Origin of the sequence: Sphingobacterium sp. UBA7625 (genome assembly GCF_002484085.1) — a bacterium.
GTDB lineage: Bacteria > Bacteroidota > Bacteroidia > Sphingobacteriales > Sphingobacteriaceae > Sphingobacterium > Sphingobacterium athyrii.
In genome coordinates this window covers 25197-37881 of sequence record NZ_DLJD01000046.1, presented here as the reverse complement: position 1 = coordinate 37881, position 12685 = coordinate 25197, and the positions used below count along the sequence as shown (strand labels likewise).

The window sequence follows — 12685 nt, the reverse complement described above, 5'->3', positions numbered from 1 at the left end:
TCTATTTTTCGTTAAATGTGTTCTCTAAAATTTCTTTATCATCAAAATGCTGTTTTACACCGTTCACATCTTGATATTTTTCATGTCCTTTTCCAGCAACCAAAATAATATCACCCGGATTTGCCAGTTGATAGGCTGTACGAATCGCCTCCTTACGATCAGCTATTGAAAGTGTTTTCGCCTTTTGATCAGCTCCAACACCAGCCTCGATATCTTTGATAATCTGATAGGGGTCTTCCGTGCGCGGATTGTCCGATGTAATCACAAAACGGTCGCTATAACGTAAAGCTGCTTCCGCCATTTCCGGTCTCTTCGTTTTATCCCGGTCACCACCACAACCCAACACTGTAATAATTTTTTGTTCCGGACGTCGCAAAGAACTTATTGTTTTTAAGACATTTTCTACAGCATCCGGTGTATGGGCATAATCCACGATACCGAAAACACCTGATGTAGATTTCATCGTTTCAAAACGGCCTTCTGCTCCTTTCAATGTACTTAAAGCGGTCAATACCTTTACCGTCTCTTGCTCCAATAAAATCGAAGCAGCATACACGGCCAATAGATTATATGCATTAAAGTCGCCGATCAATTTGACCCACACTTCTTGCCCATCTATGCTCATCAACATGCCGTCAAAATGGCTTTCAATGACCTTAGCTTTAAAATCAGCCCCAGAACGCAAGCCATAACTTTTTTTATGGGCAACCGTATTTTGCAACATGATCTGACCGTTTCTATCGTCAGCATTGGTTAACGCAAATGCGTGTGCATCCAAATCATCAAAGAATTTCTTCTTGGCTTTGATATAATTGTCAAAAGTCTTGTGGAAATCCAAATGGTCATGTGTAATATTTGTAAATATTGCCCCGGCAAACACCAACCCTGCAATACGCTCTTGCACCACTGCATGTGAACTGACCTCCATAAAAGCATAGTCACAGCCATCATCCACCATATTCCGCAACAACTGGTTCAACTGGATCGGATCGGGTGTCGTATGTGTTGCAGGAATTATTTTCGAACCGATTTGATTCTGTACCGTAGACAGCAAACCGACATGATACCCCAACTCGGTAAACAATTGGAATAACAATGTCGCCACAGTGGTTTTCCCATTGGTTCCTGTCACACCAACCAATTTAAGCTGCTCCGATGGATTACCATAGAAATTAGCCGAAGCTACTCCCAGCGCATACGCAGAGTCTGCAACTAAAATATAGGCCACAGAATCCAATGTTTCAGCAGGAAGTTCTTCAACAATAACTGCCCTTGCTCCCGAAGTGATCGCCTTATCCACAAATAAATGCCCGTCGGTCTGAACACCACGCACAGCGATAAACAAACTTCCTAACTCCACCTTTCTGGAATCAAAGCACAAAGAGTGCACATCGACCTCTTCGAGGTTTCCCACCACCTGCTGAACAGGGATAGCATGCAATACTTTTTTTAAATCCATCATTACTTAAGTTCTAAATTTATCGCTGTTCCAAATGGAAGTTTTTGGCCTGCGGCCAAAGATTGTGTCCCCACTCTTCCCTTTCCAAATACATGGGCTTTAAACCCTGCATTCTCCATCACATATAATGCATCCATCAATCCCATGCCTACAACATTGGGAACAATTCCTTCTTTATATTTCAAATCCACAAAGGGTACACCTCTATTCGATGTATCTACTTCGCCTCTGGCTACCATATTCCAATTCACCGTATTAATACCTAATTTGTCATAGACCTTTTTACTTGCCTCTCTAGAGCCTTGCAAGGTCAAGGGCATTCTTCCGCCCAAATTCACCGCTTTGAATGTTTTTTTCCCTTTCATCTCCATATCATTCGCATAAACCATATCAGCAAGTTCTTTAAAAACAGGCCCCGCAATTGATGCTCCATAATATCCATTTCTCGGATTCCGAATCACAACGATAATCGAGTATTTCGGATCTTCAGCCGGAAAATAACCCGCAAAAGATGACTGGTACCTTCTGGCGCCATAACCCCTGGAACCATCCGCCATCTGAGCAGTTCCCGTCTTACCCCCTGAAGTATACAATGGACTTGCAACACTCCTTCCCGTTCCTTCTGTCATCACCCCTTCCATCATCCCTCTTACTTCCGCCAATGCATGATCTGATGCAATTTTTTCATTGATAACCTTTGCCTCGAAACGCTGAATTGTATTCCCTAAATGCCTAATTTCTTTCACAAATAGCGGTGCGATCAATTTACCGTTATTAGCCACCGCATTATAAAATGTCAATGTCTGCAAAGGAGTAATCTTCATTTCGTATCCATAGGCCATCTGTACTAAGGACAACCCACTCCAGGATTTACTTTTCGAAGTCTTCACCAAAGGAACCCCTTCGCCGGGAATCTGTAGATCTAAGGTTTTCCCAAATCCAAACGAATGCAATTTTGACGTGAATTGATCCGGATTATCCTTATACGCTTGATATACAAATTTTGTAACCCCAACATTCGAAGATTCCTCAAAAGCCCGCTTAGCCGAGACTATAGATTTTTTGGGCGCATGCGAATCACGAATGGTATGCTTGTAAATCGGCCAGTTACCATTTCCGATATTTATAGTTGTACTTGAATCAATTTTCTTATCATCAATCAATGCCAGATAAGAAGCAAGTTTAAACGTTGACCCCGGATCGGCACTTTGTGCAATCGCAAGATTGAACTTTTCACGATAAACACCGTCTTTATCCCGCATGAAATTTGCAACGGCACGCACTTCCCCGGTTTTGACTTCCATCATCACAACACAACCTTCATCCGCGTTACTTATGATCATTTGTTTTTCCAAAGCACGCTGTGCCATATCCTGCATATTCACATCAATGGTTGATATAATATCAGAACCATCAACTGGTGCCACTTCAATATCCCGATTAACTGGAATCCAAACCCCACCAGCAATACGCTGCATCAATCGCTTACCACTTTTCCCATCAATGTACTCACCATATGCCCCTTCTAAACCGACATGGATATTCTCCTTTACATTTTTGTAACCGATAGTCCGAGCCGCAAGGTTCACAAAGGGTAAGATCCGTTTATTCTGTCTATCCGTAATCAAACTACTTGGATAACGGTCTTTGCCAATGCGAGCAGCCTTAAACAAAGGAAATTGTTTCACCTTCTTTAAATCCTGATGCGAGACATTACGCTTGATCAGCAAGTAACGCTGTTTTTTATTTCGCGCCTGTTTTAATAATGTCAAATATTGCCGGGATGATTTATCCTTAAAAAAATCAGCCAATTTTATCGCCAGAGAATCAACTTTGAGATTGAAATAATCATTATCCTCTTCAGGTACAGCCATAGCATCAAAACGAAGTTCGTACTCTGGAACGGAAGTCGCCAACAGACTACCATCGTTGGAATAGATATTCCCCCGGGCAGCTTCAACTTCGCGCTCCTGAATAGAAAGACTATCCGCCAATGCTTTCCAATGTTGCCCATCTACATATTGCAACTTCAGCATTTTCCCAAACACCATAAATGCAAGTAGCACAATAAGTCCAAAGGCAAAATAGACGCGAACAAGGATCGTGTTTCTGATACTCATAACTCTCTCTATTTTTCTTCTTTTTTCTCTACAACTTCAATCTTGATCGGTGGCTCCACCCGCTCTTTCAAACCTAAGGAGTCTACACGTTTCGCAATCTCTGTCTGTGTGGACATTTTCATAAGCTCTGCCGACAGCGACTTATGATCCCAGCCTAATTCTTTGACTTCCTTGCTCACTTTATCGATGCTCCGAATAGTTCGCTCAGCGAAGTGACGATTGGAGATATACAACAGCATCAGAAAGGCGATAAAAGCTCCAAAAGGCAAATACTCCAATATTTTGTTTAAGGAAAGGTCTCCAACGGTAAAAAGCGTTTTAATAAACGCTTCTGTTTGCTCCGCCTTTTCTTCGACAGTTTCTTGTAGTTCCTCCTGAACTTCTTCACTCAATTCTTTCTGTCTTATCGTATTCCTGCTCATCTTTTCGCTCCATTTTTTTAAGACAAATCCAACCTTTCAGCAATACGCAGTTTCGCACTGCGCGATCTATTATTTTCAGCCAATTCCTGTGACGATGCCGTAATTGCTTTACGGCTTAACACATGGAACGGTTTGATTTCATTTCCAAAAAAGTCTTTCTCAACATCGCCTTTAAACTTCCCTTTGGCCATAAAATTTTTCACCAAACGATCCTCTAAAGAGTGGTAAGACATCACCACCAATCTCCCCTCGCTTTTCAACACGTCAACAGTTTGCAATAAAAATTCCTGCAAAGCCTCAAGTTCGCGGTTAACTTCGATACGCAGCGCCTGAAAAACCTGCGCATGATACTTATGTTCTTTCCCTTTTGGAACCATCCGTTGAATAACTTCCTTCAATTCAGCAACAGTATGTATAGGTTGTGCCAAACGCGCGGTTACAATTGTTTTCGCCAGCGACTTTGCATTCATGATTTCACCATACATACCGAAAATCCGATGCAGGTCTTCTTCCGCATAAGTAGCCAATACCGCTTTTGCATCCAAGTCCCCCACTTGATCCATACGCATATCTAAATCAGCATCAAAGCGAATGGAGAAACCGCGATCCGCAGCATCAAATTGATGCGACGAAACACCTAAATCAGCTAAAATGCCATCCACTGTACGTACACCATGCAGACGAAGACTATTTTTTAAAAACCTGAAATTTTGATGAATCAATGTAAAACGAGGATCATCAATCACATTTCCCAAAGCATCTGGATCCTGATCAAAAGCAAATAGCTTTCCCTCTGGCCCCAGCCTCTTCAGTATTTCACGAGAGTGACCACCTCCACCAAAAGTTACATCCACATAAACGCCATTCGGCTTGATCGCCAAAGCATCCATGCATTCTTGCAACATTACCGGAACATGATACACATTCTCCATATTATTATATCCCAAAATTATTATCCCCCATTACCTCTGCCGCCAAAGACGATATATCCTCAACCCCACTATCACCCATCAGATCATCATAACCTTCTTTAGACCAAACTTCAATTTTATTGAATTGACAGGCCAAGACCAACTCTGTTGTTATACCCGCAAATTCCAATAAGCTTTTGGGCAACAACACACGCCCCGCCGCATCCAATGTCAACTCTGTCGCACCACGCGTAAAAGCACGCACAAATGCCCGCACCTTTGGATCAAATTGATTTAACTTCGCCAGTTTGGCTGTCATCAAATCCCACTCTTCGCGTGGATAAAAAACTAAATGTTTCTCAAAACCGCGATTCACAACAAGCCCATCACGCTCAACATGAGGCATCTGCCTCTTGAGCGCAGCCGGCAACACCATCCTTCCTTTGGCGTCTAACTTGCATTCGAATTCTCCGATCAACTGAGTCATATCGTCAATTATCCTATTCTAATTTAAATGTAAAAGTATACACTTTCTCCCACTTTCCCCCACTTTCCCACATAAAAAAGTTTTCCACATCGAAAAATCGCTACAAGAAAATACATAACCCACTTTTCAATCACCCTATAAAACCTTATTTACAACCAGTTAAACAAACATTCCAAGTACATCTCGCATTAAGATATCGCCTTATGTTTTTCCGTATATTTTTGCATAAAATGGGAACGAATTGTAAAATTTTCCTCTTTAGAAATATAATTTTACTCCCTTTTTTTAGAAAAATGGGAGAAAGTGGAGCGCTAGAAAATGAAAAATTGAAAGCGTGGTTGAAAGTGGGAGAACCAGACTGAAATAAGAACTGTAGAATTCGTTATTGTCGAGTAAAACCAATAATTTTGCATAAATTTTATTTTATTAAGATATGCACAGAACACACACTTGTGGAGAATTAACATTGGCTGACTTAGGGAAAACGGTTACCCTAAGTGGATGGGTTCAGAAATCCCGCGATTTGGGCGGTATGACTTTCATCGATGTTAGAGACCGATATGGTATCACACAATTAACGTTCAATGCAGATGATGATGCGACTTTACGCGCTAGTGCCCGTGAACTGGGAAGAGAATATGTCATAAAGGTAACCGGAGAGGTTATTGAACGTTCCAATAAAAATGCTAAAATCTCTACGGGAGATATTGAAATCAAGGTTTCAAACCTTGAAATATTAAATGCGGCAAAGTTACCTCCATTTACGATTGAAGATGAAACCGATGGTGGCGATGATATCCGCATGAAATTCAGATATCTGGACTTACGTCGGAATCCGGTACGCGAGAATCTTATTTTAAGACACAAAACTTCGCAGGAAGTACGCCGTTATCTTGACGCTCAGAATTTTTTAGAAGTAGAAACACCTTATCTCATCAAATCCACGCCTGAAGGAGCGCGGGATTTTGTGGTACCATCCCGCATGAATCCAGGCGAATTTTACGCACTACCTCAGTCGCCACAAACATTTAAACAATTATTAATGGTATCTGGCTTTGATCGCTATTTTCAAATTGTTAAGTGTTTCCGCGACGAGGACTTACGTGCTGACCGTCAACCGGAGTTCACTCAAATCGACTGTGAAATGTCTTTTGTAGAACAGGAAGACGTGCTAAATATTTTTGAAGGACTTGCAAAGCATATTTTCAAAACGATCAAAGGGATTGATCTTGGATCTGTACCGCGTATGACTTATGCCGATGCCATGCGTCTTTATGGATCGGACAAACCTGACATTCGTTTCGGAATGCAGTTTGTCGAATTAAATGACGTTGCAAAAGAAAAAGGCTTCCCTGTATTTGATGCAGCGGAACTGGTTGTTGGTATTAATGCCGAAAATTGTGCACATTATACCAGAAAACAACTGGACGCTTTAACAGACTTTATTAAACGTCCACAAATCGGTGCGACAGGCTTAGTATATGCACGTGTCAACGAAGATAGCTCCGTGAAATCTTCGGTAGACAAGTTTTTCTCGCCAGAGCAGTTAACGACGATTGCGGACAAGTTCCACGCGAAACCTGGAGATCTATTATTAATTATGGCTGGCAACAAGGATAAAGTTCGTAAACAACTGAATGAATTGCGCTTGGAGGTTGCTTCCCAACTCGGTCTTCGGGACAAAGATACTTTTGCTCCGCTATGGGTCATTGACTTCCCGCTATTGGAATGGGACGAGGATAGCGCCCGTTATCATGCGATGCACCACCCATTTACTTCACCAAAACCAGAAGATATTCCATTATTGGATACTAATCCTGGCGAGGTGAGAGCAAACGCCTATGACTTTGTCTTAAATGGTGTAGAAGTGGGCGGCGGGTCTATCCGTATTCATGACAGAGAGCTGCAATCCCTTATGTTTAAACACCTGGGCTTTAGTCCGGAAGAAGCACAGAAACAATTTGGTTTCTTGATGGAAGCATTCACCTATGGCGCTCCTCCACACGGTGGTTTAGCGTTTGGCTTTGACAGACTTGTATCGCTATTAGCTGGCTTAGATACGATCCGTGACGTGATTGCCTTTCCAAAAAACAACTCCGGAAGAGATATCATGATTGATGCTCCATCAACTATTCACCAAGAACAATTGGATGAATTGAGCTTGAATATTAATATAAAAGAATAAATTTCAAGCTCGCTTTTCGAGAAACAATTTATTAACACTATATTTAAAAGTTGGTAGGAAACGACCAACTTTTTTTGTGAAAAATCAGCAGATTAGATGTCAGAGAGTACGGCAAATACGTTTTTAAAGGAAAGTGCACAGAAAGCATTTGACACCAAACATCGCGATATTATTAATTACAATATCGACAAATACAGTATTGCTTTCGAAAAAGGGAAAAGCAAATTTGCGGACCTCGAGAACTCCAAAACCAAAGCAAATTTGATCAAATGGAAAGTAATGGAAAATCTCGATCGATATCTATTACAATTTGAGGCAAATTTCACCGCGCGTGGCGGAAAAGTAATCTGGGCAAATGATGCAGACGAAGCACGTGAGGAGATTTATAAAATAATCGAACGAAAAAGAACACGGTCGATTGTAAAATCTAAATCTATGGCTACGGAAGAAATTGAATTAAATCATTTTTTGGAATCCAAAAACATAGAAGCCATTGAGACTGATCTTGGAGAATATATTATTCAGCTCCTAGACCAGAAACCCTACCATTTTGTCACACCTGCAATGCATTTAAGCCTGGAAGACATCGCTAAGCTTTTTCATGAAAAATTTGACACTCCCTTAGATGCATCCGCAGAACATTTGACACTGAAAGCTCGCGAATTATTAAGAGACAAATATTTAGCAGCAGAAGTAGGTATTACAGGGGCTAATTTTTTAATCGCTGAAACAGGGAGTATAGCGATTACAGAAAACGAAGGGAATGCACGTCTGACCTCCACTTTTCCAAAAACCCATATTGCTGTGGTGGGTATAGAGAAAATCATCCCCACGCTACAGGATCTAGAAGTATTTTGGCCACTTTTATCCACTCACGGTACAGGTCAAAACTTAACAGTTTATAACACCCTACTCACAGGACCAAAACAGTCTTATGAATCTGATGGCCCCGAAGAAATGTATGTTATCCTGCTTGACAATGGACGCAGTAATCTCCTTGCGCAGAAAGAACAACGTCAGGGGCTATATTGTATCCGCTGTGGAGCATGTTTAAATGTCTGTCCTATTTATCAAAATATCGGCGGCCATACGTATGAAACAACTTATCAGGGACCAATTGGGTCTTTAATTTCACCTCATTTAAATGGGATGAAGGAGTTTAAACATTTAAGCTATGCGTCCACCCTCTGTGGTAAATGCACTGAAGTGTGTCCTGTAGGCATCGATATTCAACGCATGCTTCTTGTCAACCGAAAGGATTCGGTTGAACAGGGCTTATCGACGAAAACGGAACAAAAAGTCTGGAGCTGGTTCACATACGGAATACAACGCCGAAAACTAATTGATTTTTTTGGTGGAAAATTCAAGAACTTTTTCCTTAGAAAGTTTTTTAAGAAAACCTGGGGCGATCAACGGGAGCTACCGAAGCTAGCGGAAAAATCCTTTTCTAGACAATGGAAGGAACAGCAAAAAAATAAAGATTCATAAAGCCAAATGCTGTGTTAACTTGATTGATATCAACATAGAAAAGGGGATCTATGATCCCCCTTTCAACTAACACTCACCAATTATTAATATGAAAACTATTCTTTTTATTAACCTTATGTTGTTTTCGCTTCAGCGTCAACTGTTTTCTCGTTCACACCTTTCTGAAAATCTCCTTTCCGCATTTGTCGATCCTTTCTCCAATGCTCTTTGTGCATTTTATGGTTCTCAGCGTAAGAATCCTTCAATGTCTTTTGTTGCTCCGGAGTCAATAAAGCCATCATTTTTTTATGATCAGCAGCACGTTGTCTTCTCATTTTTTCGCGATACAATTTACGCTCTGCTGCTATTTTTTTATGATCCTGTGCTTGCTTCAAATGAAATGCATACACCTCTTTACGTTGTTGATCTGTAAACTTCAACTTTTGGTCCATGCGATCTGTTTTGATCTTAGCCAATTCTTCGGGATTTTTATTTTTTAAGCCATCATGCTTTCTATCTTTCGAATGCCTGTTTATTGGTGCACTCATTTCTTTGGTATCTGATTTAAGATCCTCTTTCTCCTGCGCGAAACCTGTTAACATTAATCCGGATAACGCCAAACTTAACATCAATTTTTTCATCTCTCTATTTTTATAAATCAACAATCTATCAATTTAATAGGCCATCTTTTCAACCTATTTATCTATAAGAGTGTTCTTGACCACCAAAAGTTTAAAACGTCATCTGTTAAATAAAGTTAAGAAAGATATTATTGGGATACTGCGCTTAAACGGATAGGTAATGTATAAGCCACCCGCACAGCACGTCCGTTCTGAACACCTGGTTTCCACTTTCTCGCCTTTTTCAACAGGTTGATCGCAGCCTCCCCTGTTCCGAACTTCATATCGCGTTTTACAGCAATATCAGTCAAGGATCCGTCCCGCTCTACAACAAAAGAGACTTCGATTACGCCCGATACTCCTTGATCCAAAGCTGACTGTGGAAAACTATAATTTTCTGAAACCCATTTCATGAAAGCTGGCAGTCCGCCCACCGGAGTGGGCATGATTTCCACCGTAATAAAAGGCTGGTCAGCATTTCCATCTGTTCCTCCTCCTGACACGGCCCCCTCTTTATGCCCGGTAATTCCGCCATCCTTTTTAGACGAACCAAATTCACCTCGTGCAATATGTGTTCCGGCAGCATTCGCCTTTAATGTAATACGAGCAGTCATTGTATTGGGTTTATTCAGCTCATCCTGCGTAGCAACATCCTCTGTCACTTTACTTGCTTTTGTAATCTTCGGCTCGGGCATACGCACCAAATCAAACTTCGAAAGATCCTGTGCTATCTGTTGCGGTGCTTTCTCCTGCATTAAAATAGGCTCTTCTTTCACCTCCTCTTTTTTGTCAGCCTCCTTCTGAATTTCATTGAGATCCTCGGGAGTTAGAACTTCAATTGTAGTAATTGTATCAGGTATAGCTTTCTTAAAGTATCTGCTATAGCCATAAGACCCCGCAATCAAAAGGAACGCAAAAGAAACAACGATGGCCAGCCCCACATTCGTTGCTCTATTTGACAAATTCCGCAATTCATAAGCACCATACATTTTGTTGCGGCCTGCAAAGATAACATCCAGCCATTCTTTGCGATAGATATTCAATTTTGAGTTCATCATAACATTAAAGCTTAAATCTTTTCATTATGATGCGCGAAACCCTTATATTTCATAAAATTTTTGCACACTCTTATGAAATCACTTTTTTTAGCTATTCTTCTACTAACATTATATGGTTGTGACAACAGTCAAAACCAATCCAAACCATCGGTTAAGAGTGAAAATAAAGAACAGATGATTTCACCTTATTTTGGCTTTTTGAATCAACAAAAAGATTCATTAATTGCCCTTCCTATGGATCAGGCGATGGAAAGTCCCGAAAAATACAATTATGTCATCATCGAAGATCAAGTTAGCCCACTGGAATTTATACAGAACAAAACGGATAATAAAGAGAGTAATGGCAGACAAACAGCCCAAAACTTTGCAAATAGTGAAGGTTCATTGTTTACGATAAAAAATGAAATTAAGTCGGGAGATTTCGGAATGCTCGTCAATCAGTCGTTCGTGAATGAATATAAAATTGAACCTTTTACAAAAGTTCAGCATGAAACAAGTCCGGAAATTAAAGAAAAACTTGAAAAAAAATACAATAGGAAAATCAATAAAAGTACAACCATTGCTGTACTGAAAGACAAAGCTGAGTTCAATCTAACAGTTTTTGAAAATCAGCAGGACTCAGCGCTAGCTGTATTCTCCTATGCTAAAGAAGATCAGCTGATTAATCTGGATTTTCCGGCCACTTACGATGACATTAGTACTTGGCGAGTCGATGATGGTGGACAATTTGATAATGAGGCTTTTCAGGTTCTCACCGTATTGCGTTCGGAAATTGGTGTTAGTTTTGTGAGCATCTTTTGGGGTGCTGAGGGTTATGAATTAAATTTCTATCAACCCAAGAAAGATAAATTTAGCTCAGCTGCGCAAGCCTATGGCTATAGTTCACCCCTATAAAACAAGACATTGTTCCCTTAATCCAATTCATTAAAGGAACAATTCTTTACTCTTAAAGATGCATCCTAGCCATCGGAGCGACATCCTGCCCGACAAACTCTCCTTTCAGATATTTATAATATCCAGCGATGGCAATCATCGCTGCATTATCTGTACAATACTCAAATTTTGGGATAAAAACATTCCAATGATATTGCTCTCCCATTTCGATCAATCCCTTTCTGAGTCCTGAATTTGCTGAAACACCACCCGCTATCGCAATATCCTTTACCCCAGTTTGTTTCGCAGCCTTTTTCAATTTGTTCAATAAGATAGAAACGATGCGGGATTGCACACTGGCACATAGATCTGCCATATTTTCTGTCAAGAAATCAGGATTCAATTTTAGCTGATCTTGAACAAGGTAAAGTATAGCTGTCTTTAATCCGGAAAAACTAAAGTTGAGTCCAGGTATCTGCGGTTCGGGTAATTTGTAGGAACTGGGATTCCCCTCCTTTGCAAATTTATCAATAAGTGGCCCACCGGGGTAAGGGAGATTCAAAACCTTAGCTGTTTTATCAAAGGCCTCCCCTGCCGCATCGTCAAGTGTCTCGCCCAATAACTCCATTTCAAAGTAATCTTTTACCAAGACAATTTGTGTATGTCCTCCCGAAACGGTAAGGCACAAAAAAGGAAAACTTGGCTTTGGTTCCTCAATAAAATGGGCCAAAATATGCGCCTGCATGTGATTTATATCGATTAACGGGACATTCTGTGCAAGCGCAAATGATTTAGCAAAAGAAGTTCCGACCAAAAGAGCGCCCAATAATCCAGGTCCACGTGTAAAACTCACTGCATCTATTTGATTTTTGCTTATTTTTGCTTGACGAATGGCTTCGTCCACCGTAGGAATAATGTTTTGTTGATGGGCACGTGAAGCTAACTCGGGAACTACTCCACCATATTTTGCGTGGATTGCCTGAGTCGCAATAACATTTGAATGAATTTCACCGTTAATACAAATAGAAGCGGAGGTTTCATCACAAGAGGATTCAATTCCTAAAATAATAGCCATAGCTAGAG

The 12685-nt window shown here is 40.7% G+C and carries 11 protein-coding genes; 3 read left to right on the top strand and 8 right to left on the bottom strand.

Annotation, left to right across the window (positions count from 1 at the left end; translation table 11 throughout):
• Position 1: 1 nt before the first annotated feature.
• From B4G94_RS18900 to mraZ, 5 genes are read right to left on the bottom strand one after another with little or no spacing between them, the layout of a single operon-like run.
• Complete coding sequence (locus B4G94_RS18900) at positions 2–1462, bottom strand: UDP-N-acetylmuramoyl-L-alanyl-D-glutamate--2,6-diaminopimelate ligase (protein WP_165308831.1); 1461 nt, start codon at positions 1460–1462, stop codon at positions 2–4.
• Entirely contained in the window at positions 1462–3579 is a 2118-nt protein-coding gene (locus B4G94_RS18895) for a penicillin-binding protein (RefSeq protein WP_286860979.1), read from the bottom strand. The genes B4G94_RS18900 and B4G94_RS18895 overlap by 1 nt, the downstream gene beginning before the upstream one ends.
• Before the next feature lie 8 nt (positions 3580–3587).
• Positions 3588–4001: an FtsL-like putative cell division protein gene (locus B4G94_RS18890; RefSeq protein WP_108636497.1), complete on the bottom strand. Its 414-nt coding sequence runs from the start codon at positions 3999–4001 to the stop codon at positions 3588–3590.
• Between the two features lie 17 nt (positions 4002–4018).
• Positions 4019–4933 carry a 16S rRNA (cytosine(1402)-N(4))-methyltransferase RsmH gene (gene rsmH, locus B4G94_RS18885; RefSeq protein WP_286860974.1) on the bottom strand — a complete coding sequence of 305 codons (915 nt, stop codon included), beginning with the start codon at positions 4931–4933 and terminating at the stop codon, positions 4019–4021.
• 4 nt (positions 4934–4937) lie between these two features.
• Positions 4938–5399 (bottom strand): division/cell wall cluster transcriptional repressor MraZ, encoded by a 462-nt coding sequence (gene mraZ, locus B4G94_RS18880; RefSeq protein ID WP_108636495.1) that lies wholly within the window; start codon positions 5397–5399, stop codon positions 4938–4940.
• 433 nt (positions 5400–5832) lie between these two features.
• Here mraZ and aspS point away from each other — a divergent pair, with 433 nt between their 5' ends.
• Positions 5833–7584: an aspartate--tRNA ligase gene (aspS, locus tag B4G94_RS18875; RefSeq protein WP_286860970.1), complete on the top strand. Its 1752-nt coding sequence runs from the start codon at positions 5833–5835 to the stop codon at positions 7582–7584.
• Between the two features lie 96 nt (positions 7585–7680).
• On the top strand, positions 7681–9072 hold the full coding sequence (locus B4G94_RS18870) for a LutB/LldF family L-lactate oxidation iron-sulfur protein (RefSeq protein WP_286860967.1): 1392 nt from the start codon (positions 7681–7683) through the stop codon (positions 9070–9072).
• 113 nt (positions 9073–9185) lie between these two features.
• Here B4G94_RS18870 and B4G94_RS18865 read toward each other — a convergent pair whose 3' ends face one another.
• Positions 9186–9692 (bottom strand): hypothetical protein, encoded by a 507-nt coding sequence (locus B4G94_RS18865; RefSeq protein WP_286860965.1) that lies wholly within the window; start codon positions 9690–9692, stop codon positions 9186–9188.
• Between the two features lie 128 nt (positions 9693–9820).
• A complete protein-coding gene (locus B4G94_RS18860) occupies positions 9821–10729 on the bottom strand; it encodes an energy transducer TonB (protein ID WP_286860962.1) in 909 nt (302 codons plus the stop codon).
• Between the two features lie 72 nt (positions 10730–10801).
• Here B4G94_RS18860 and B4G94_RS18855 point away from each other — a divergent pair, with 72 nt between their 5' ends.
• Entirely contained in the window at positions 10802–11623 is an 822-nt protein-coding gene (locus B4G94_RS18855) for a hypothetical protein (protein WP_108636490.1), read from the top strand.
• A 52-nt stretch (positions 11624–11675) separates the two neighbouring features.
• Here B4G94_RS18855 and tsaD read toward each other — a convergent pair whose 3' ends face one another.
• Positions 11676–12677: a tRNA (adenosine(37)-N6)-threonylcarbamoyltransferase complex transferase subunit TsaD gene (tsaD, locus tag B4G94_RS18850; protein ID WP_108636489.1), complete on the bottom strand. Its 1002-nt coding sequence runs from the start codon at positions 12675–12677 to the stop codon at positions 11676–11678.
• Between the last annotated feature and the right edge of the window lie 8 nt (positions 12678–12685).